Origin of the sequence: Rhodoplanes tepidamans (genome assembly GCF_030813915.1) — a bacterium.
GTDB classification, from domain to species: Bacteria; Pseudomonadota; Alphaproteobacteria; order Rhizobiales; family Xanthobacteraceae; genus Rhodoplanes; species Rhodoplanes tepidamans.
Genome location: NZ_JAUSUJ010000011.1, coordinates 78741 through 100613, shown reverse-complemented (window position 1 = coordinate 100613; position 21873 = coordinate 78741). Strand labels below are relative to the sequence as shown.

The 21873-nt window shown below is 70.2% G+C and carries 20 protein-coding genes; 8 read left to right on the top strand and 12 right to left on the bottom strand.

From position 1 onward, the window contains the following. Positions 1-85 precede the first annotated feature (85 nt). The 3 genes from J2S22_RS14585 to J2S22_RS14575 form a co-directional block, all read right to left on the bottom strand. On the bottom strand, positions 86-1159 hold the full coding sequence (locus J2S22_RS14585; protein ID WP_272777723.1) for an Ldh family oxidoreductase: 1074 nt from the start codon (positions 1157-1159) through the stop codon (positions 86-88). Further along, positions 1156-2172: an amidohydrolase family protein gene (locus J2S22_RS14580; protein WP_272777722.1), complete on the bottom strand. Its 1017-nt coding sequence runs from the start codon at positions 2170-2172 to the stop codon at positions 1156-1158. Before J2S22_RS14580 ends, J2S22_RS14585 begins: the two co-directional genes overlap by 4 nt. A gap of 292 nt (positions 2173-2464) precedes the next feature. Then, the gene (locus tag J2S22_RS14575; protein ID WP_272777721.1) at positions 2465-3196 is read right to left on the bottom strand and encodes a CBS domain-containing protein; all 732 of its coding nucleotides are present in this window, start codon (positions 3194-3196) and stop codon (positions 2465-2467) included. A 303-nt stretch (positions 3197-3499) separates the two neighbouring features. Here J2S22_RS14575 and rquA (J2S22_RS14570) point away from each other — a divergent pair, with 303 nt between their 5' ends. Both rquA (J2S22_RS14570) and rquA (J2S22_RS14565) read left to right on the top strand, forming a co-directional pair. Next, the gene (gene rquA / locus J2S22_RS14570; protein WP_272777720.1) at positions 3500-4249 is read left to right on the top strand and encodes a rhodoquinone biosynthesis methyltransferase RquA; all 750 of its coding nucleotides are present in this window, start codon (positions 3500-3502) and stop codon (positions 4247-4249) included. A 181-nt stretch (positions 4250-4430) separates the two neighbouring features. Further along, a complete protein-coding gene (rquA, locus tag J2S22_RS14565; protein ID WP_272840373.1) occupies positions 4431-5150 on the top strand; it encodes a rhodoquinone biosynthesis methyltransferase RquA in 720 nt (239 codons plus the stop codon). A gap of 160 nt (positions 5151-5310) precedes the next feature. On the opposite strand, the gene J2S22_RS14560 is transcribed toward rquA (J2S22_RS14565), so the two are convergent. The 9 genes from J2S22_RS14560 to J2S22_RS14520 all read right to left on the bottom strand — a co-directional run bounded on the left by J2S22_RS14560 (position 5311) and on the right by J2S22_RS14520 (position 15398). After that, positions 5311-5826 (bottom strand): TIGR02444 family protein, encoded by a 516-nt coding sequence (locus J2S22_RS14560; protein WP_272777718.1) that lies wholly within the window; start codon positions 5824-5826, stop codon positions 5311-5313. 1 nt (position 5827) lies between these two features. Next, complete coding sequence (locus tag J2S22_RS14555) at positions 5828-6550, bottom strand: enoyl-CoA hydratase/isomerase family protein (protein ID WP_272777717.1); 723 nt, start codon at positions 6548-6550, stop codon at positions 5828-5830. Positions 6551-6826: 276 nt separating this feature from the next. After that, entirely contained in the window at positions 6827-8620 is a 1794-nt protein-coding gene (locus tag J2S22_RS14550; protein ID WP_272777716.1) for a gamma-glutamyltransferase family protein, read from the bottom strand. A 265-nt stretch (positions 8621-8885) separates the two neighbouring features. Further along, positions 8886-9719: a cupin domain-containing protein gene (locus tag J2S22_RS14545; RefSeq protein ID WP_272777715.1), complete on the bottom strand. Its 834-nt coding sequence runs from the start codon at positions 9717-9719 to the stop codon at positions 8886-8888. Positions 9720-9797: 78 nt separating this feature from the next. Further along, entirely contained in the window at positions 9798-11300 is a 1503-nt protein-coding gene (locus J2S22_RS14540) for a tripartite tricarboxylate transporter permease (RefSeq protein WP_272777714.1), read from the bottom strand. A gap of 7 nt (positions 11301-11307) precedes the next feature. Next, positions 11308-11805: a tripartite tricarboxylate transporter TctB family protein gene (locus J2S22_RS14535; RefSeq protein WP_272777713.1), complete on the bottom strand. Its 498-nt coding sequence runs from the start codon at positions 11803-11805 to the stop codon at positions 11308-11310. Positions 11806-12007: 202 nt separating this feature from the next. Next, positions 12008-13723 (bottom strand): CocE/NonD family hydrolase, encoded by a 1716-nt coding sequence (locus J2S22_RS14530; RefSeq protein ID WP_272777712.1) that lies wholly within the window; start codon positions 13721-13723, stop codon positions 12008-12010. Between the two features lie 125 nt (positions 13724-13848). Beyond that, positions 13849-14853 (bottom strand): Bug family tripartite tricarboxylate transporter substrate binding protein, encoded by a 1005-nt coding sequence (locus J2S22_RS14525; RefSeq protein WP_272777711.1) that lies wholly within the window; start codon positions 14851-14853, stop codon positions 13849-13851. 116 nt (positions 14854-14969) lie between these two features. After that, positions 14970-15398, bottom strand: a complete 429-nt coding sequence (locus J2S22_RS14520) for a cupin domain-containing protein (RefSeq protein WP_272777710.1) — start codon at positions 15396-15398, stop codon at positions 14970-14972. 476 nt (positions 15399-15874) lie between these two features. Between J2S22_RS14520 and J2S22_RS14515 the strand changes: the two genes are divergently transcribed. The 6 genes from J2S22_RS14515 (at position 15875) to J2S22_RS14490 (ending at position 21819) form a co-directional block, all read left to right on the top strand. Beyond that, on the top strand, positions 15875-16756 hold the full coding sequence (locus J2S22_RS14515) for an NAD(P)-dependent oxidoreductase (protein ID WP_272777709.1): 882 nt from the start codon (positions 15875-15877) through the stop codon (positions 16754-16756). Further along, on the top strand, positions 16753-17175 hold the full coding sequence (locus tag J2S22_RS14510; RefSeq protein WP_272777708.1) for a cupin domain-containing protein: 423 nt from the start codon (positions 16753-16755) through the stop codon (positions 17173-17175). The genes J2S22_RS14515 and J2S22_RS14510 overlap by 4 nt, the downstream gene beginning before the upstream one ends. Further along, on the top strand, positions 17172-17870 hold the full coding sequence (locus J2S22_RS14505) for a 2-keto-4-pentenoate hydratase (RefSeq protein ID WP_272777707.1): 699 nt from the start codon (positions 17172-17174) through the stop codon (positions 17868-17870). The genes J2S22_RS14510 and J2S22_RS14505 overlap by 4 nt, the downstream gene beginning before the upstream one ends. A 363-nt stretch (positions 17871-18233) precedes the next feature. After that, the gene (locus J2S22_RS14500; protein WP_272777706.1) at positions 18234-20321 is read left to right on the top strand and encodes a carbon starvation CstA family protein; all 2088 of its coding nucleotides are present in this window, start codon (positions 18234-18236) and stop codon (positions 20319-20321) included. Beyond that, positions 20314-20526, top strand: coding sequence for a YbdD/YjiX family protein (locus tag J2S22_RS14495; RefSeq protein ID WP_272777705.1), 213 nt, complete (start codon positions 20314-20316; stop codon positions 20524-20526). The genes J2S22_RS14500 and J2S22_RS14495 overlap by 8 nt, the downstream gene beginning before the upstream one ends. A 147-nt stretch (positions 20527-20673) precedes the next feature. Next, on the top strand, positions 20674-21819 hold the full coding sequence (locus J2S22_RS14490) for an ABC transporter ATP-binding protein (RefSeq protein WP_272777704.1): 1146 nt from the start codon (positions 20674-20676) through the stop codon (positions 21817-21819). Positions 21820-21873: the final 54 nt, after the last annotated feature.

Below are 21873 nucleotides of genomic sequence, written 5' to 3'. Positions count from 1 at the left end.
GCCGTCACGACGAACGCGCCCGAGGAGACCGGGCATGGCCGGAACGAGCCCGGCCATGCCGACGTTCGTGCCGGCGATCCCGCCGCTATCTTTCCCCCAGCGTCTTCACGCCGAGCTCGGTCGCCACCGTGTCGAGCTGGGCGACCAGCGCCGCCGGCAGCGGAATGCCCGAGGCGGCGCGTTCGGCCCGGCATTCGCGGCGGCGATCGCCGGGCAGCCGGATCGCGTCGACGCCCGCCATCCGGGCCGAGCCGCGCAGCGCCGCCATGTGGCGGTCGACCTCCGCGGTGAAGCGGTCGAGCCCGACGAATCGGGCGACGTCGACCGCGATCACCAGCTGGCCCGTGTCGGTGACGCTGGTGTCGTCGGCGTTGAAGTCGACGCAGTCGCGGCCGAACGCGGCGCCGTTGAGGATGCCGGCCAGCACGCCGAGCATCAGCGACAGGCCGGAGCCCTTGTAGCCGCCGATCGGCAGCAGGATCCCCCGCCCGGCCTTCGCCGGATCGGTGATCGGCTCGCCGGTGTCGCGGTCGATCAGCCAGCCCTCCGGCATCGGCAGCCCCTGCAGGACGTGCTTCTTGATCGTCCCGTAGGAGACCACCGTGGTCGCCATGTCGAGCACCATCGGCCCGGTCCCGGTCGGCACCGCGATGGCGAGCGGGTTGGTGCCGAGCAGCAGCTCGTTGCCGCCCCACACGGCCATGTGGTTGGCGCTCGCCACCGCCGAGTAGATGCCGATCATGCCGTGCGCGGCGGCCATCTCGGCATAGAGCCCGGCCGAGCCGGCGTGGTTGGAGCCGCGCACGCCGACCCAGGCGACGCCGGTCTCGCGGGCGATCTCGATCGCCGTCTCGGCGGCACGCTTCACCACCAGATGGCCGATGCCGTTGTCGCCGTCGACCCGGGCGGTCGCGGGCGCGGTGCGCTCGACCGCGATCGACGGGGTCCTGTTGAAGCCGCCGGCGCGCAGCCGGCGGACATATTGCGGCAGGCGGAAGACGCCGTGGGCGTCGGCTCCGGTGAGATCGGCCTCGGTCATCAAGCCCGCGACCGCCTCGGCGTCCGGGCGCGGCGCGCCGGCGGCGGCGAGGCAGTCGGCGATCAGGCCCTTCACCCCGGCCGCGGAGGCGCGCCGGAACGACACGGAAGGCGCGTTCATGCCGGCACCTCGGCGCGCGCGCCGGCGAGCGCCAGCGGACCGCCGGAGAGGATCCGCTCCTTGTCGGCGTCGGAGATCGACAGGGCCCGCACCTGGCGGACGCATTCGAGCGTGCCCATGTCGTAGGGATAGTCGCTGCCGAGCACGACGCGCGCGACGCCGGCGGACGAGATCAGGTACTCCAGCGGCTCCGGGGCGTGCAGGATGGTGTCGAACCACAGCGTCTTCAGCGCGGCTTCCGGCGACTCCTTCAGGTGCACCCGCGGTTCGGGCCGGACCGTCCAGCCGTGGATCCAGCGGCCGAACTGATAGGGCACGAAGCCGCCGCCGTGGACGAACAGGAACTTGATCCTGGGGAAGCGCGACACGACGCCGCCGAACACCAGCGCGGCCGCCGCGATGGTCGAGTCGAGCGGATTGCCGATCAGGTTGTTCAGGTAATAGGACTTCAGCCGGTCCATGCCGGCCACCTGGGTCGGATGGATCATGACGAAGGCGGCGTGCTCGTCGGCGGCCGCCCACAGCGGCTCGAGCGCCGGGTCGTCGAGATTGCGGCCGTTGACGTTGGAGCCGATCTGGGCGCCCTTCAGCCCGAGCGAGCGCATCGCCCGGGTCAGCTCGGCGGCCGCCGCCTCTGGCGCCTGCATGGGCAGCGTGGCGATGCCCATGAAGCGGTCGGGCATCTGCTTCACGGTCGCGGCGATCTGGTCGTTCTGCAGCGCCGCGAGCGTCGCGTTCAGCGAGGCGTCGATGTTGTAGAGGAAGGTCTGCGGCGTGTTCGACAGCACCTGCATGTCGACCCCGGCGACGTCCATGTCGGCGAGGCGCTTCTCCAGGTTCCAGCCGCCGCGCGGAAACGGCCGGTACGGCACGCCGGCGACGTCCAGCACCGAGAACTCGTCGTCGATCGGCGTGATCTTGGGGGAGATCGCGGGGGCTTCCTTGGCGATCAGCCGCATGGTCTCGTCGCTCAGGATGTGAGCGTGCGTGTCGATCGTCTTCGCATTGGGCATTGTTGTGTTTCCTCCGAGAACCGCCTGTCATAGCGGCTGCCGGAGACGCGGACCACCCCTTGTATGTCATGTGCCGATGCGGCGCGTGCAGGGCATGCTCCTCCCCTCGTGGCGAGGAGCGGCCCGCAGGATCGCGTCTGGAACCATGAGGCCCCGCCGTCCGTGCAGACGGCGAACACCGACCTCGGTGGCCGCCCTCGCCCATCGAGACGGGAACCCGCGGTTCGCTCCTCGGGGTGAGGGCGAGACAGGGCGGCAGCCTCTCCGCGCCGCCCCAGGGAAAAGCCCACCGTCATCCCGTCTTTCGCGTCGGCGGGACGTCGGGCTCGCTGATCACGAGGCCGGACATCGGCTCGATCCAGGCGAGATGGCTGACCACGCCCTTCACGCCGGGCACGTTCTCGGCGACCACCCGCAGGGCCTCGCCCTGCTTCGATTCGGTGATGCTGCCCCACAGCTCGACGACGCCGTCCTTGACGATGACGTCGACGAGCGCGATAGGCGCCCAGGGCTGGCGGGCGAGCTCGTCCATCACCTGGGTCCGGATCTCGGCGTCGCTGGCCGGCGCCGGCGGCAGGTCGCGGCTGACGCTCGCCAGCGCGTGCAGCAGGTTGGCGCGGCTGACGATGCCGACCACCTCACGGCCGCGCACCACCGGCAGCCGCTTCACCCGCTTGCGCTCCATGAGAGCGACGATCTCGTCGAGGCCGGCGTCCTCGCCGACCGTGACGGGCGTGCGGGTCATCACCTCCTCGACCCGGCGGCCGTGCGAGCGCACATAGTCGGTCGCGAGGCTGTTGGGGCCGATCAGCATCTCGAGCCAGCGCGGCCGCTTGCGCAGCGTGCCGGTCTCGGCGCGGCGCAGGAAGTCCCCTTCCGTGACGATCCCCACCAGGGTGCCGGCGGCATCCACCACCGGCAGCCCGCTGATCCGGTTGTCCAGCATCAGCCGGATGGCATCCTGGATGGTGGCTTCGGGGGCGACCGACACCACCCGGCTCGACATCACGTCTCGGGCTTTCATTGCGGCTTCTCCTGCTCGGATCGCTCCGGTGCCGCACCGCCCCGCACCCGGCGGCGCGCCTCGCCGCGTCCGCGGCCCGCACCGAGCTCCGAGCACCTCCGAGTATCGACCCGCCGCCCGGGCGCGGCAATCGGAAAAGGCAGCCGACGCCTCGGATCTCGACCATCCGTGATCCACCATAAGGAGGACCGCGTAAGGATCTCGTGACAACGTGTCTGTAAAGCCAAGGATGTTGCGCCCATCGGCTGTGTGCTATGCGATAAGTTCGGATCTGTTGGTTCCGGACGGTGGGGGGAGCACGACATGAAGTCAGCGGTCGCGACGCAGGCGGTCTCGGGCGGCGCCCCGGCGGGATTGCCGCACCTCGAGGCGCAGGCGGCGCCGCAGGTGCCCTCCTATCTCGACGTTCACTACTGGTGGGCCTATGTGCACCCGAACGCCGTGCGGGTGTTCGAGCGCCAGTGGCTCGCGAATCTCATTCTCTGGGGAAATTACGCGCGCCTGCGCGATGCCGCCCTCGCCCTCCTGGGCGGGGCGCTGCCGGGCCGCACCCTCCAGGTCGCCTGCGCCTACGGGGACCTGACGCCGCATCTCGTCGATCGCGTCGCCGCCGGGGGCGGCGAGCTCGACATCGTCGACGTGCTGCCGGTGCAGCTCGACAATCTGCGCCGCAAGCTGCCGGCCGATGCACCGGCGCGGCTGGTGGAGACCGATTCGTCGGCGCTGCCGCTCGACGACGCGACCTACGACCGCGCGCTCCTGTTCTTCCTGCTGCACGAGCAGCCGGAGAGCTGGCGCCGCCGCACCCTCGCCGAGGCCCTGCGGGTGGTGAAGCCCGGGGGCCGCGTCGTCATCGTCGACTACGCCCGCCCGCATTGGTGGAACCCGCTGCGATACGTATTCGCACCGGTGCTGGCCGCGCTCGAACCCTTCGCCCTGGATCTCTGGCGCGAGGACGTCGCGGCCTGGATTCCGGATCTGCCGCACGACCGGAAAATCGAGCGGCGCTCGTACTTTGGTGGACTTTACCAGGCGATTGTCGTGACCCGCTGAGCCCCGCCCCGTCCGCCGCGCATGGCGGACGTGCCCGATGGTTTAGTGTTGCGTTATCTCAAGGTGTTGTACCGGGGTGAATGCGATGGTCGATTACAGGGGGCATGAACTCTTGCGGGATCCCCCACCCGTTTCGAGGTCATTACACATGCAGAGTACTGCAGTCAGAACGCCGACTTCGGTGCGAATCGAGGCCGGCTCACCGGTAGATAGTGCGAAAGCTCCCGTCGTTTCCATTCCTGCTTACCTCGAGAAGCATTACTGGTGGGCTTATATTCACCCGAACGCGATCCGTTTCTTCGACCATCAGCCGATCATCAACTTCATCCTGTGGGGCAACTACGCCAAGCTGAGGAACGCCGCGCTCGCCGAGATGGGCGACGAGCTTCCGGGCAGCACCCTGCAGGTCGCCTGCGCCTATGGTGACCTGACGCCGCACCTGTGCGACCGCGTCTCCGCCGGCGGCGGGCGCCTCGACGTCATCGACATCGTGCCGGCGCAGCTGCGCAACGTGCGCCGCAAGCTCAAGGCCGACGCGCCGGTGCGGCTCCTGAACATGGATTCGGCCGACCTCAACCTGCCCGACGCGAGCTACGACCGCGCCATCGTCTACCTGCTGTTCCACGAGCAGCCGGTCGAGCATCGCGAGAAGACGCTCGCCGAGATCTTCCGCGTGGTGAAGCCGGGCGGCAAGGTGGTGATCGTCGACTACGCCAAGCCGGACTGGTGGCACCCGTGGCGCTACTGGTTCAAGCCGGTCCTGGCCGTGCTGGAGCCGTTCGCGCTCGATCTCTGGAACCACAAGCTGACCACCTGGATGCCCGCCCCCTGGTCCAAGAAGGACTGGCCGCGGACCTCCTATTTCGGCGGCCTGTACCAGAAGATCGTCATCACGCGCTGAGGAACGACCGGTCGGCGTCACCGCGGTCCTCTCCGTCGTGCTCCGCGCAGGGCGGAGCACCCGGTACGCCGCAGCCTCGGCGATCGACCGCGACGCCGGCGTGTCCCGGGTCCGTCCGCCTGCCCGGACGACGACTCCGGAGAGGCCGTGCCGTACGGCCTTACGCACGCTCCGGGACAGCCGCTTCCACCAGCCGCTCGACCTCGGCGGCCGGAAACGCCGTCCCCATCACCCGCGCCAGCATCCCGACATTGGCCCGGGCCGCGGCCTCGGGCGGCGCTCCGTCGGCTGACGGCAGCGTCCCGGCGAGCCGGAACAGCGCCTCCTGCTGCAGGCGCTCGGCCTCGAGCTCGAGCCGCTTCACCTCGCTGCGGAACGCCTGTGCGGCCGCGGTGTCGACCAGCGGCGGATCCTGCTTGAGGCGGCGCCGCACGCCGCGCAGCGGCACGACGACCTCGCGGGCCCAGCCGACGGCCTGATCGAGCACCAGCCCAGTCGCCTGCGCGTCGAGGCGCCGGCCCTGGGTGCCGAGCCACAGCACGAACAGCAGCACATTGACGTCGACCGAGCAGCCGTCCTGCAGGGCGAGGCAGGCCTCGGCGACGCCGGGCTTGCGGTAGGTGGCGAGCGAGAAGCGCCAGAACGGCGAGCCGCCGCCCTCCCCGGCCGCGCTCATGTCAGCGCTCGCGCGACGACAGCACGGTGGCGAGGGCGCTCGCCGAGTAGTCGGCGAGGCCGCGCGGCTCCATGTGATAGGCGACGCGCAGGAAGTCCTTCACGGCGACGAGCGACGGCGCCGCCCGCGACGTCACGGTCGCCAGCACCTTCTCCAGGGCGGCATCGACCTCGGCCTCGGGCACGACCGTGCTGACCAGACCGATCTGCAGCGCCTGCGCGGCCGTGAGCTCTTCCAGCGCGAAGACCATCCAGCCCACCGCCTTCCTGGACACCTTCGGCACCAGCGCCGACATGGCGAGCGTCGGCGGCAGGTCGTGCTCCATCTCGGGCAGCTTGAAGCGGGCCGTGTCGGCCGCGACGGCGATGTCGCAGGCCGAGGTGACGGCCGAGCCGAAGCCGTGCGCGGCGCCGTTAACGACGGCGATCACCGGCTGCGGCGCCGCCTCGATGGCCGCGTAGGCGCCGAGGATCGGCTCCAGCGTGGTGGTGCGCAGCTGCAGCGCGTTGGTGAGACCCGACCCGTCGCGCGGATCGCGGCCGCGGCAGAAGTCAGGTCCGTTCGCCCGGATGACGATCGCCTTGGCGTCGCTCGCCGCGGCCTCGCGGATCGCCGCGGTCAGCTCGCGCACCTGGGCGATCGTGAGGAGGTTCCTCTCCTCCGGCCGGTCGATCACCAGGGTCGCGACCGCGCCGTCGCGCGACGATCTGATCACGTTGGTCATGGGGTCCTGCTGTCGGTTCGTCGTGCTGTCGTGAATTCTTCCCACGAGGTCCGGTCGGGCTCCGGATTGGCTCGGGGCACTCACCCTCTCCCCGAGGGAGAGGGTCGGGCGCGAGCGCAAGCTCGCGACCGGGGGGAGGGTTTACAGCGCCAGTCGGCTGGCCTCGGCACCCCCTCACCCGACGCGCTGTGCGCGTCGACCTCTCCCCGCAGGGGAGAGGTGATCCGGAGCATGCCGCACCCGGTGTCGGACACACCAGCACCGGGGGAGACAGGTTCACCGCCCCGCCGCGTAGCCCTGCATGCCGCGCGGATTGGCGGCGGCGCGGCGGCGCCAGCCGTCGCGCGAGGCGGCGGTGAGGCGCCCCTCGGACCACGCCGGCCCGACCTCGACGACATGGCCCCGGGCGGCGAGGTCGCGCCGCGTCTCCTCGGGCACGCGCTCCTCGACGACCAGCACGCCCGGGCGCGCGGTGCGCGGCCAGAACGAGATCGGAAAATGCTCGCTGTGGAAGGCCGGCGCGTCGATCGCCTGCTGGAGGTTCATGCCGGCGTGGACATGGCGCAGGAAGAGCTGCAGGTTCCACTGGTCCTGCTGGTCGCCACCCGGCGTGCCCCAGGCCAGGTAGGGCTCGCCGTCGCGCAGCGCCAGCGTCGGCGACAGCGTGGTGCGCGGCCGCTTGCCGGGCGCGAGCGCCGCCGGATGCCCCTCCTCCAGCCAGAACATCTGGGCCCTCGTGCCGAGGCAGAAGCCGAGGTCGGGGATGACCGGCGAGGACTGCAGCCAGCCGCCGCTCGGCGTCGCCGAGATCATGTTGCCGGCGCGATCGACGATGTCGAAATGCACCGTGTCGCCGCGCACCTCGCCCATGCGGCCGACGGTCGGCTCGCCGGCGCCGGCGGCGGCCGGCACCGCGCCCGCGCGGCGCAGCGTGATGCTGCCGCCGAAGCCTTCCACCGAGCCGGGCCGCTGTTCCAGCGACGCGGCGTGCTGGACCAGCCTGCGTCGCGCGTCGTTGTAGGCATCGGACAGCAGCACCTCCATGGGCACCTTCACGACGTCCGGATCGCCGTAGAACTTCTCGCGGTCCGCATAGGCGAGCTTGGCGCACTCGACCACGGTGTGGATGAACTCGGGGCCGGTCACGTCGAGGCCGTCGAGAGCGAATCCCTTCAGCAGCGCGAGCTGCTGGAGCAGCACCGGGCCCTGCGACCAGGCGCCGGCCTTGCACACCGTGTAGCGGCCGTAGTCGTAGGTGAGCGGCGCCTCGATGCGCGGCTTCCAGCTCGCCATGTCGTGGCCGGACAGGACGCCGCGATGGGCTTCGCCCGAGGTGTCCATCACCTTCTGGGTACGGCAGAAGCGATCGACCGCGTCGGCCACGAAGCCCTCCGACCACGCCTTGCAGGCGCGGCCGATCTCCTGCTCACGCCCGCCGCCGCCGCTCTCCGCCTCGCGGACGATGCGCGCATAGGTGTCGGCGAGCCCGCGGTTCACGAACAGGCTGCCGGTCTCCGGCACGGCGCCGCCGGGAAGATACACGGCGGCCGAGGTCGGCCAGTGCTCGCGGAACAGCTTTTCCACCGAACGGATGGTGGCATTGGCACGCTCCACCAGCGGATGTCCCTCGCGGGCGTAGGTGATGGCCGGGGCGAGCACGTCGACCGGACGCATGGTGCCGTAGTCGCGCAGCAGCATCATCCAGGTCTCGAACGTGCCCGGCACGCAGGCCGCCAGCAGTCCGGTGCCCGGGACCATGTCGAGGCCGAGTCCGCGATAATAGGCGATGGTGGCGCCGGCCGGGGCCGGGCCCTGGCCGCAGATCACCTCGGGGCGCCCCTTGCGCACGTCGTAGAGGACGATCGGCACGTCGCCGCCCGGGCCGTTGAGGTGCGGCTCGACGACCTGCAGCGTGAACGCGGTGGCGACCGCCGCATCGAAGGCGTTGCCGCCCTTCTCCAGCGTAGCCATGCCGACCGCGGTGGCGATCCAGTGAGTCGAGGTGACGACCCCGAACGTGCCTTCGATCTCGGGACGGGTGGTGAACGGATTGGGGTTGACGTTGCTCATTACGGGGTCCGGGGATGGCGGGGAGCGCACTTGACCACAGGAGCGCCGCGCCGCCAAGCCCGGGGGACGAGACAGGACCGTCGCCAGAGGCCTTCCGCGAGGCACGGCCAAACCCTCTCCCCTCGCGGGTGAGGGGGCCGAGCGAAGCGAGGCGGGTGAGGGGGCGATCCGCAAATTCGGAGTGTGCGGGACGCCCCCTCACCCGTCTCGGACCTTCGGTCCGAGCCACCCTCTCCCACGAGGGGAGAGGGTAACGGTGCCGGTCTCACACCTCGGCCATGGGCCCGTGGGCGTGCTTCTCGATGGTGCGGGAGGGGGCGCCGCCGCGGTGGTTCACGCCCAGCGGGATCCAGGTGCAGATCTTCGAGGGGTCGGCCCACACGGTCGCGACGGCGCTCGGCACGAAGAACTCCGAGAAGATCATGTCGCCGGCGTCGCCGCCCTTCACCCAGTGCGGCTCGCGGTCGTGATAATAGACGACGTCGCCCGGCTTCACCTGCATCTCCTGGTCGTCGCCGGCGTAACAGGTGCCCTGCCCGGCGATGAAATACATGAAATGCGCGCCGCCCTCGTGGTGGTGCACCGGACAGGTGGTGCCGGGCGGATAGATGATCATCTCGCCGCGGATCGCCCGGACGCCGAACATCTTCGGGGTCACGATGTAGATCCGCTTGCGGGCGTCGTGCTCGGACTTCAGCAGCGGCTCCTCGCGCCAGTCGACGAGCCGGAACGGCGGCGGGCTCGCCAGCACGGGGGCGTCGAGCGTGCCGACGTCCGGCACCCTGGCGAACAGCAGGGTCGCGCCGCTCTCGCTGGCGAGCGTGCCGGAGAACCCGGGCGGCAGCAGGCCGATATGCGTCGACACCACCTCGACGCCTCCCTGCGGCATGTGCAGCACGCCGCCGCCGTCGATCATCTGGAACCAGGCGAGCGCGTCGCCGGCGATGTCGAACGTCACGGCGGCGCCGGGCGCCAGCACGATCCGGTCGAGCTCGAACAGCACCCCCGGCACCCGGGCGGCGTCGAGCAGCCGCTGGCGGCCGACGCCCGCCGCGAGCGGCACGGTCGCGACCTCGCTCTCGTTGAAATGGATCGCCATGGTCTCCTCCTGCGGCGAGACTGCCGCGCATCGAAACATCGAAGCGGATGCCCGCTCCAGCCGTCCGCTCCGCTCATCCTACTCCTGGAACGCCTGCTCGCGGCCCGAGCGGATCGCCGGCAGGGCGACGATCAGCAGCAGGACCAAGGCGACGATCAGCAGGCCGAGCGAGATCGGCCGATTGACGAAGATCATCGGGTCGCCACCCGAGACCCGCAGCGCGCGCCGCAGGTTCTCCTCCATCAGCGGCCCGAGCACGAAGCCGAGGATCAGCGGCGCCGGCTCGCAGGAGAGCCGCTGGAAGACGAAGCCGGCCACCCCGAAGATCGCCGCCATCACCACGGCCGCCGGGCTGTTGCTCACCGTGTAGACGCCGATGGCACAGAACAGCAGCACGGCGAGATAGAGGAACCGGTACGGCACCTTGAGGAGCTGCACCCACATGCCGATCAGCGGCAGGTTGATGATCACCAGCATGAGATTGCCGATCCACATCGAGGCGACCATGCCCCAGAACATCTGCGGCCGCTCGGTCATGATCTGCGGGCCCGGCTGGATGCCGTGGATCATCAGCGCGCCGATCATCAGCGCCATCACCGGATTGCCGGGCAGGCCCAGCGTCAGCATGGGAATGAAGGAGCTCTGCGCACCGGCGTTGTTGGCGGCCTCCGGCGCGGCCACGCCCTCGATGGCGCCGCGCCCGAACATTCCCGGGCGGTCGGAGACGCGCTTCTCGAGGGCATAGGCCGCGAAGGCCGAGAGCGTCGCGCCGCCGCCCGGCAGCACGCCGAGCACGGCGCCGAGGGCGGTGCCGCGCAGCGCCGCCGGCCAGCCGCGCCGGAACTCCTCGCCGGTCGGCCACAGCCGGGTGATCTTCTGCACCACCGGCTCGCGCGAGGATTCCCGCTGCGTCAGGTTGGCCATGATCTCGCTGATGCCGAACAGCCCGATCGCCAGCGTCGCGACGTCGATCCCGTCGGCGAGCTCGTTGAGCCCGAAGGTGAAGCGCTGGCCGCCGGTGTTGCCGTCGGTGCCGATCAGGCCGAGCAGCAGGCCGAGCACGATCATGGCGATCGCCTTGAGGACCGAGCCGTGCGCCAGCACCACGGCGGCGATCAGCCCGAGCACCATCAGCGAGAAGTACTCCGGCGCCCCGAACGACTGCCCGACCCGGGCGAGCGGCGGCGCCAGCGTCGCGATCAGGGCGGTGCTGACGCAGCCGGCCAGGAACGAGGCGAGCGCGGCCGCCGCCAGCGCCGCCCCGGCGCGGCCGTTGCGCGCCATCTGGTGGCCGTCGAGCGTCGTCACCACCGAGGAGGTCTCGCCCGGCAGATTGATCAGGATCGCCGTGGTCGAGCCGCCGTACTGGGCCCCGTAGAAGATGCCGGCCAGCATGATCAGGCCGGCGGTCGGCTCGAGATGGAAGGTCAGCGGCAGCAGCATCGCGATGGTGGCGATCGGGCCGATGCCGGGCAGCACGCCGATCAGCGTGCCGATCATCGCGCCGACGAAGGCGAACACCAGATTCGCGGGGGTCAGCGCCACCGAGAAGCCGAGCGCCAGGTTGGACAGGAACTCCATGGCGCCCCTACCACTCCGGCCAGACCGGGATCGTCAGCCCGAGCCCGGCGATGAACACGCCCCATGCGAGCGCGACCAGGACAACGGCCGCCAGCACCGTCTCGGCCGGGCGGAGATTGCGGCCGGCGAGCGCCCCGATCCCCACCAGGAGGAGGATCGAGATCACCAGCCCGAGCCGCTCCAGCGAGACGCCGAACACGACGAGCGCGACGAACACCAGGATCACGGGCCGGACGGCGGCGAGGCCGATCGGCAGCGTGCTGCGCTCGGCACCCGGTGCCATGAAGCCGCGCAGCGCGATCACGGCGCCGAGGCCGAGCAGGATCCAGCACAGCAGCCGCGGCACGTAGCCGGTGCCCATGCGCAGCGCCGTGCCGACCGGATAGTCGCGCGACAGCCACAGGCCGAGGCCGGCGAGCGCGATGAACAGGAGACCGGAGAGCACGTCGCGGTGGATCAGCCGCCGCCACGGCCGGGTCATCGGAAAGCCGGAGGCTTCGGTCATGGCAGGCTCCGCACCGATGTTCCGCTCATTCCCGCGAAAGCGGGACCCCAGGGCGACTCGACGTGTGGCCCTGGATTCCCGCTTTCGCGGGAATGAGCGGAGCGCGAGGCGAGCCTCGGCGGACAATGTCCCGGGGCCATGGAGTCCGGGCTCGCGGGCTTGCGCCCGCGCCCCGGAACGACGGCACGCGGAAACGCCGCGCTCATCGCGCCGGAATCACGGGCAGCAGCAGGAACGACTCCTTGTCGCCGCCGGAATAGATGGTGTTGGTGCCGGTGTTGTAGTCGGCGTGATAGTGCGTGTAGTGCACGCTTCCCACGCCGTCGCGCGGCTGGATGTCGAGCCGCAGCCGGTGGCGCTTGCGGAACACCATAGAGGTCGGCCAGATCTCGACCTCAACCTTCACGATCTCGCCCGGCTCGAGATAGAGCCGCCGCGCGTGCCGGTGATAGGGCCGCCACGGCGTGCTCAGCGTCGGATCGAGCTCGCGATGCGAGACCCGCAGCCAGCCCTTGGCGATCGGCACCTGCTGGCCCTGCTGCCCGACCTCCCAGACGTCGTTGCCGTCGGGGTCGATGTCGCGGATGGTGAGGAACAGATCCATGTCCTCGGTGGCGCTCGACACCCACAGGGTCGCGGCGACCGGGCCGGTGATCTCGGTGTCCTCGGCGAACGGCGCCGTGTCGAGCGTGATGCCCATGCCGGCCTGCATGGCGCCCGACGCCAGGAAGGTCGACGAGGCCGACGCCGAGCCGCCCTTCGACGCGCCGCTGGCGTTGTAGGTGCGGTGCGACGTCTCCGCCGGCTTCTCCGGCACCAGGCTGCCGCTGTTCGCCGCCGCGCCCGGCTTCGGGGCCGAGAGGTCGAGATACATCCTGGTCCACTGCGTGCGGGCGAGCGGCCATTCGTGCTCGTCGCGCCAGACGCCCTCGCCGTTGCCGTGGCGGATGAACAGCCGCACCGGCGGCTCGTCCATGACGCCGTTGTCGACGCCCTTGAGGAAGTGATCGAGGAAGCGGAGCTGCTGCCCGCGCGCCTCCTCGGTGTAGAACGGATGCACATGCGTGCCGGAATGCATCCGCAGCTTCTTGTGCCTCGAGGCCGCGCGCATGAACCCTTCGGTGTTGCCGCGCAGATGCAGGCCCATGCCGGACCAGTTGCCGACCGAGAACAGCGGCACCGTGATCCTGTCCCACTGCGCCTGCTCGCCCGCGAAGGCACCGGTGTCGAGATTGTGCCGCACCCAGCGCCACAGCGTGTCGGCCGTGAAGGTGTCCGGATTGTCCCGATAGGCCCGGCCGATCAGGTGGTGGCACAGATGCGTGACGAACCAGTTGGTCATGAACTGGTTGAGGATGCCGCCGTGGAACAGGGCGTCGCGATAGAGATCCGCGAAGCCCTCCCACGGCACGATCGCGGCGAGCGAGGGCGGCTGGTGGTTGGCGACGAACCACTGGTTGATGGCGAAGTAGGAGATGCCGATCAGCCCGACCTTGCCGTTGCACCAGGGCTGCGCCGCGGCCCATTCGATGGCGTCGCAGTAGTCGAGCGATTCCTGCAGCGACCACGGCTGGGTGCGGCCCGGCGACTTGCCGGTGCCGCGGGCGTCGATGCGGACGCAGGCGTAGCCGCGCGGCACCCACCATTCCGGGTTCACGGTCTCCCAGTTCATCAGCGGGTTCGGCTTCTCCTCCAGGTTCTCCGGAGGGATCCACACCTTGTCCTTCTGGTAGGGGCCGAGATTGAGCAGCGCCGGAAACCGCCCGTCGGCATCGGGCCGCAGCACGTCCGCCTTCAGGCGGGCACCGTCGCGGACCGGAACGTCGACGTTCCGCTCCACCCGGATGCCGCTGCTCGTGCCACCGGCAGTCCCGGCGCCGCCGGGCGTCTCGCTCTTCACGTCCAGCACTGAGGACACTCCGTATGTCGATATATCGATGGTCCGGGAAAGGTCGGCTCTTCACCTCTCCTCGCGCGCGGGGAGAGGGAGAGCAGCCTCTGCGTGCGAGGAGAGGACGGGCCGGGAACCGAGCGACCGTTCGCCTACTCCGCCAGCTCGATCTTCACCTCGGCGGCGATCTTCTTCCAGGCGTCCATCTCGGCGGCGAGCCAGGTCTTCGCCTCGGCCGTCGACTTGCTCGGCACCACGTTGAAGTTCTGCTTCTTGAAGGCCTCCTGGACGGCGGGCGCCTGCATGGCCTTCACGGACGCCTTGAACAGCGTCTCCAGAACCTCGGGCGGCGTCCCCGCCGGGGCGAACAGCCCCTGCCAGGCGATCGTGCCGACGCCCTTGTAGCCGAGCTCGTCCATGGTCGGGACGTCCGGATAGTCGGGCAGCCGCGCATGGTTGACGAGGGCGAAGGGGCGCAGGTTGCCGGCCTTGATCATCGGCGCCGTCGAGGCGACGTTGAGGAAGGCGAACTGCGCGTCGCCCGAGACCAGGTCGTTGATCACCCCGGAGGCGCCGGCCTTGTTGTGGATCGCCACCATGTCGAGATCGCCGGCCCGCTTGGCGAACAGCGCCGCGTCGTAGTGCGGATAGCTGCCGACGCCGACCGAGCCGTAGCGCACCTTGCCGGGGTTCTTCTTGGCGTAGTCGACGACGTCCTTCACGTTCTTCGGCGGAAAGTCCTTGGTGGTGGCGACCATGAACTCCGGAATGTCGACGAGGCGGGTGACCGGGACGACGTCCTTGACGTAGTCGATCTTGAACTTCTTCGGGAACAGCACCGGCGTGATGGCATTGGTCGACACGTTGCCGATCATCAGCGTGTAGCCGTCGGGCTTCGCCCGCGCCATCTCCTCGATGGCGATGATGCCGAAGGCGCCCGGCTTGTTCTCCACCACGAAGGACTGGCCGAGATCCTGTCGCATGTGCTCGCCGATCAGGCGCGCGACGATGTCGGTGGCGCCGCCCGGCGCGTAGGGCACGATGATCTTGACGGTGCGCGACGGGTATTTCTCCTGCGCCACGACGCTCGACGTCGCGGCGACACCCGCCACCGCGACGCAGGCGGCCGACATCAGGGCCAGCACGGTTCGTTGCATGCTCTCCTCCTTGGATGCGTCCGTCGATTTCGATCGGTGACGGATCGTTGTGTCGTGGTGCAGAACGCGACGCCCGACCCGGGCGTGGAGGGCGCCGCCGCTCGACGGCGGCAGGGTCAGGCCTTGATGCCGTGCAGCGAGTGGGACGCGTCCTTCACGGTGAAGAACAGCACGTCGCCGTCCTCGGTGGCGCCACCCGAATGGATCGTGTCGGCCGGGATGTAGACGAGCGAGCCCGGTCCGGCCTCGACCGGCCGGTCGCCGATGGTCGCCCGGAACGTGCCCTCGAGGACGTAGATCCACTGCTCGTTCGGATGCGAATGCGGCGCCGCGCCGGTGCCGGCGGGCATGCGCATCAGGCCGACGATCATCCGATCGCCTTCGACGCAGGCCCCGTTCGCGGTCGAGTAGTCGGGCCCGCCGAGAATGTGATTGACCTTCGCGAGCTCGAACACGTACTCGCCCGGGCCGGCCCGCTTGGCGCCCGGAGTGCGGGCCACGGCCGGTTCGCTGACGGTCGGCTCACTCGCGGCCGGCTCGCTCATGCGTCTCTCCCCGTTGTCGTTATGTTGTTATGCATTGTCGTCCGCTCGTCGTTTCGGCGAGCCGGTTGGACGAAGAGTCCACGGGCAGCGGCCCATTTGTCAATCGGCAAAGCTGCGGCGCTGCGAAGCGGGTCCCGCGCGCCGTGCAGGTCTCCGCGACGTTTCGGCGGAGCGCTGCCGGATCGGCCGGCCCGGGCGCCGTCGTCGCGCTCTGTATAGAAGCTCGTTTGGACGATCATCCCGCACTGCACACGCCGGCGCGCGAGCCGCCGCCGCCGGCCGGCCCGCTCGTCCGGCCGACCCGCGGGCCGGAGCGGGACGTTTCGTGCCGCTTGCGTCGGCGCGTGCGGCGCGGCAGCATGCGGAGCCTTCTTCCCCCGCGCCTCTCCGTTCCGCGCGTGACATCGCCCGCCCCATCGCGCGGCGGCGCGGGTCCGCATCCGGCCGGAACGGCGCCAACCCCCGAGGTGTACACCGTGGAGATCGGATTCGTCGGTCTCGGCGACATGGGATCGCTGATCGTGCCGCGCCTGATGGCGGCCGGTCATCGCGTCACCGGCTGGAACCGCACCAGATCGAAGGCCGAGCCGCTGATCGCGGCCGGCATGAGCTTCGCCGCCACGCCGCGCGAGGCGGCGGCGAACGCCGAGATCGTCTTCTCGATCGTCACCGACGGCGCCGCCGTCGAGCAGGTGGCGCTCGGACCGGACGGCATCCTGGCGGGCCTGCGCGAAGGCGGCATCTACGCCGACATGAGCACCATCGCGCCGCATGTGAGCCGCGGCGTCGCCGAGACGTTCGCCGCCGCCGGGCGGGTGATGCTCGACGCGCCGATCTCCGGCAGCCCGGTGACCATCCAGGCCGGCCAGGCCTCGGTGATGGTCGGCGGCGACGAGGCGGGCTACGAGAGAATCGCCCCGGTTCTGCTGGCGATCGGTCCCAAGGTGATGCGGGTCGGCGGCAACGGGCTCGCCTGCCAGATGAAGATCGCCGTCAACCTGCTGCTGATGGTCGAGGTGATCTGCTTCGGCGAATCGGTGGCGCTCGCCGAGAAGGGTGGCGTCGACCGTGCCGTCGCGGTCGAGGCGATCCTCAAGAGCGTCGCGGCCTCGCCGGTGCTCGGCTATCGCGGCCCCTTCATCCTGGAGGGCAAGATGCCGGCGAAGCCGCTCGCCGACGTGACGCTGCAGCAGAAGGACATGATGCTGGCGCTCGACCTCGGCCGCCGGCTCGGCAGCCCGGTGCCGCTCGCCGCCGCCGCCAACGAGATGATGAACGCCTGTCGCGGGCTCGGCATCGACCACCGCGATTTCGTCGCCGCCCACGAGGTCTACCGGCGGCTGGGAGGACAGTCATGAGCACCATGTTCCGCACCCGCATGGCCGACGTGCCGCTGGTCGAAGGCCTGAAGCGCGACGACGGCTGGATCGACATGCAGGTCCAGTTCCTGATCGACAAGAAGTCGGCCGGCGCCGACCACGTCGTCGGCTGGACCGTGCTGAAGCCCGGCGCCAGCCACGAGGCGCATCTGCACCGGAACTGCGACGAGTTCTTCATCGTGCTCGAGGGCGAGGGCCACATCATCACCGAGACCGGCCTCGAGCCGTCCAGGAAGGGCGACGTGGTCTATTCGCCACGCGGCTGCTGGCACGGCTTCAACAACACCTCGGACCGGGACGTGGTGCTGGTGTGGGGCTGGATGGGCGCCGGCTCGATCGCGGACTCGGGTTACGAGACGCCCGAAGGCGCGTCGCATCGGGGCGGGGGCGAGCAATGAGCGGCCCGCTCGACGACCCGCGGCTCGCCCGCGGCATGGCGGCCCAGATGGAGCTGCGCCGCGGCGCGCTGCGCGACGGCGCCGGCCCGATCGGCTGGAAGGTCGGCTTCGGCGCGCCCGCCGGGCTCGCCAAGCTGAAGATCACGGCGCCGATCGTCGGCTTCCTGCTCGACCGCAACGTGCTCGCCTCGGGCGCCACCGTGCCGCTGTCGCGCTTCGCCATGCCGGTCGCCGAGCCGGAGGTGGCGGTCGAGATGGGCGCCGACCTGCCGGGCGGCGGCGACGAGGCGGCGGCCGCGGCCGCCATCGCGGCACTCGGCCCGGCGATCGAGCTCGCCGACTTCTCGCCGACCGACGACGCCGAGGCGATCCTGTCGGGCAACATCTTTCACCGGCACGTGATCTTCGGCCCGCGGCTGCCGCGCCCCCGCGGCGACACCGCCGGCCTCGCCTCCACCGTGCTGCGCGACGGCACGGCGGTACCGGCGCCCGACGACGTGACGGCCAACACCGGGTCGCTCGCCCGCGTCGTCCGCCATGTCGCCGACACGCTCGCCGCGCTCGGCGAGACGCTCCGGGCCGGCGACGTGATCATCGCCGGCTCGATCACGCCGCCGCTGATGCTCGGCCCCCAGGACCGCCTGCTCGAGCATCGGCTCGCGCCGCTCGGCGACGTGACGGTCCGCTTTTCCTGACGCCGCCTGTCCTCCGCCGCCGTCCGGCCTTCGGCGGCGGAGGACGCGGAACCGCGCCGCACGCGGCCGCGGCACGCCGACGGCGGTGCGCCGCAATAACCCTTATGCTGCTTCGGTCAATACCTCCGCGCCAGGACACGCGACGGTTGAGCTCTTCCGAAAATTTCGCGGGAGCGCTGAAATTCGAAAGACTTGCATATCGTCATAAGGACTCGCCCGACTATAGATTATTCCCCTTTCTTGATAGCCATCCCGCAGTGAACGTTCATTGCGTGTCGCGCGTTCTCGTTGCGGCCGCACGTCACTGCAGTCGCGCGATCTCCCGGTCGGGATCACGCGCGGGATCCGCATCAGGAGACTTCAATGACATCTCTCGTGCGAAGCAACCCGAGAGGGCACTGGGCCCTCTGGGCGCTCATCGTCGTGGCCGGCACCATCTCGCTCGGGGTGGTGGCGCTCAACCGCGGGGAGAGCATCAATGCCGCCTGGTTGGTGGTAGCCGCCGTCTGCGTCTACCTGATCGCCTACCGGTTCTATGCCCTGTTCATCGCCGAGAAGGTGTTGAGCGTCGACCCGGCGCGGCCGACCCCGGCGCAGCGCCACAACGACGGCCTCGACTACGTCCCGACCAACCGTTACGTGCTGTTCGGTCACCACTTCGCCGCCATCGCCGGCGCCGGCCCGCTGGTCGGCCCGGTGCTGGCCGCGCAGATGGGCTACCTGCCCGGCACGCTGTGGATCCTCGCCGGCGTCGTGTTCGCCGGCGCCGTGCAGGACATGATCGTGCTGTTCATGTCGACGCGGCGGGACGGCCGCTCGCTCGGCGACATGATCAGGGCCGAGATGGGCCCGGTCGCCGGCGGCATCGCGCTGGTCGGCGTGCTGCTGATCATGATCATCCTGCTCGCCGTGCTCGCTCTCGTCGTGGTCAAGGCGCTGGTCGGCAGCCCGTGGGGCACCTTCGCGGTGGTCGCCACCATCCCGATCGCCATGCTGATGGGCGTCTACACCCGGTTCATCCGGCCCGGCCGCATCGGCGAGATGTCGGTGATCGGCTTCGTGCTGCTGATGGCCGCGCTGATCTTCGGCAAGACCGTCTCCGAGACGCCGTCGCTCGCCGTGCTGTTCGACTGGAAGGGCGAGACGCTCGCGCTCACCATCATCGGCTACGGCTTCGTCGCCTCGGTGCTGCCGGTCTGGCTGCTGCTCGCCCCGCGCGACTATCTGTCGACCTTCCTCAAGATCGGCACCATCTGTCTGCTCGCCATCGGCATCATGATCGTTCAGCCCGAGCTGAAGATGCCGGCCGTGACCAAGTTCATCGACGGCACCGGCCCGGTGTGGGCCGGCAGCCTGTTCCCGTTCCTGTTCATCACCATCGCGTGCGGCGCGGTCTCCGGCTTCCACGCCCTGATCTCGTCGGGCACCACGCCCAAGATGATCGAGAACGAGAACCAGATCCGGCTGATCGGCTACGGCGGCATGCTGATGGAGTCGTTCGTCGCCATCATGGCCCTGATCGCCGCGACCGTGATCGAGCCCGGCGTCTACTTCGCCATGAACAGCCCGGCGGGCCTCATCGGCACGACCGTGGAGAACGCCTCGCAGGTGATCTCGGGCTGGGGCTTCGTGGTGACGCCCGACATGCTCAGCCAGATGGCGAGCGACGTCGGCGAGCACACGATCCTGTCGCGCGCCGGCGGCGCGCCCACCCTCGCCGTCGGCATGGCCCACATCCTGTCCGGCCTGATCGGCGGCAAGACCATGATGGGCTTATGGTACCACTTCGCCATCCTGTTCGAGGCCCTGTTCATCCTGACGACGGTCGACGCCGGCACCCGGGTCGCCCGCTTCATGATCCAGGACCTGATCGGCAGCGTGATCCCGCCCTTCAAGAACACCGAATCGTGGGTCAACAACCTGATCGGTTCCGCGCTCTCGGTGACGTGCTGGGGCTACTTCCTGTACCAGGGCGTCGTCGATCCGCTCGGCGGCATCAACACCCTGTGGCCGCTGTTCGGCATCTCCAACCAGATGCTGGCCGGCATCGCCCTGATCCTGTGCACCACCGTGCTGTTCAAGATGAAGCGCGAGCGGTACGCCTGGGTCACGCTCCTGCCGACCAGCTGGCTGCTGGCCTGCACGCTCACCGCCGGCCTGCAGAAGATCTTCCACCCGAGCCCGAAGATCGGCTTCCTGGCCCACGCCCAGGTGTTCGGCGACGCGCTCGCCCAGGGCAAGGTCCTGGCGCCGGCCAAGTCCATCGAGGACATGAGCCGGGTGGTGTTCAACGACTACATCAACACGGCGCTGTCGGCCGCCTTCGTGGCCGTCGTCCTCGCCATGCTGGTGTTCGGCATCGTCAGCATCCGCCGGGCGCTCGCGACCTCGCGGGTCACCACGGCCGAGGTCGGCGGCGTCGCCGGCAGCGCGCGGGCAGCCCATGCCTGAGGCAGGGCCCCAGACGCTCGGCATCACCGGGTGGGCCGTTCGTGCGGCCCGCCTGATGGTCGGCGTGCCCGACTACGACACCTATGTGGCGCATCGCAAGGCGACGCACCCCGACGAGCCGATCATGACCTACGAGGAGTTCTTCCGGGAGCGCCAGGAGGCGCGCTACGGCTTCGGCAAGGGCGGCCGTTTCCGCTGCTGCTAGGCCGGACCGGAGGACGACGTGATGCGAAGGGGCGGCCCGCGGGCCGCCCCTTTCGTTTTCGCGGCGCGGCCGCGCCGCGCGGCGCGCGATTTGCCGAGACGCACCCGGGAGGCTAATCGGAAGGGCCACGAACGCCTCCGGAGCCCGATGACCGCCCTGCCCGCCGCGCCCACGTCCGCATCGTCCCTGTCCGCCCCCTCGGTCGACATCGCCATCGAGCACGTCGATCTCTGGTACGGCAGCAATCACGTGCTGCGCGACGTCGATCTGCGGATCGAGCCGGGCGAGTTCTTCGCGTTCCTGGGGCCGTCCGGCTGCGGCAAGACCACTCTGCTGCGCCTGATCGCCGGCTTCAACCAGGCCGACCGCGGCCGCGTCCTGATCGCCGGGCGCGACGTCTCCGGCCTGCCGCCGTGGAAGCGCGACGTCGGCATGGTGTTCCAGTCCTATGCGCTGTGGCCGCACATGACGGTCGAGCAGAACATCGCCTTTGGCCTGGAGGAGCGGCGGCTGCCGCGCCAGGAGATCAGGAAGCGCGTCGCCGCCGCGCTCGACCTCGTCGGCCTCGGCGGCCTGGAGAAGCGCCGCCCGGCCCAGCTGTCCGGCGGCCAGCAGCAGCGCGTCGCCCTCGCCCGCACCATCGTGGTCGAGCCGAAGGTCCTGCTGCTCGACGAGCCGCTGTCCAATCTGGATGCCAAGCTGCGCGGAGAGGTGCGGCGCGAGCTGCGCGAGCTGCAGCAGCGCCTCGGCCTCACGGCGATCTTCGTCACCCACGACCAGGAGGAGGCAAACACCATCTGCGACCGCATCGCCGTGATGAAGGACGGCACGGTGCAGCAGGTCGGTGCCCCCACGGCGCTCTACGACGCGCCGAGAAACCTGTTCGTCGCCGGCTTTCTGGGGACGACCAACATCCTTCAGGGCCGGGTGCTGCGCGACTGCGGCGGCGTGGCCTTCGAGACGGCGGCAGGGACAATCCCGCTGCCGGCCGGCGCCCTTCCCGGAGGCGACGTGCCGCCCGGGGCGAAGCTGGTCTTCCGTCCGCACCACGCCATCCTGTCGCGCCCCGGCGTCCCGCTCGCCGAAGGCCGGGCGCGCCTGCCGGGAACGATCCGGTTCAAGGAGTTCCTGGGCGCCACGGAGCGCTACGGGATCGCGGTCGCGGGTGGCGTCGAAGGCAGCACCGAGGTGTCGGTCGACCTCACCCACGGCACCGCGCCGGCCGGGCTGGAGCCCGGCACGGCGGTTGCGATCGACATCACCCTCGACCGCCTGCACGTCCTGGGAGAGTGAGGCCGCCGGGGCCTCGCCTGCAGAAAGCCCGCGGGGCGGAAACGGGATCCCCGG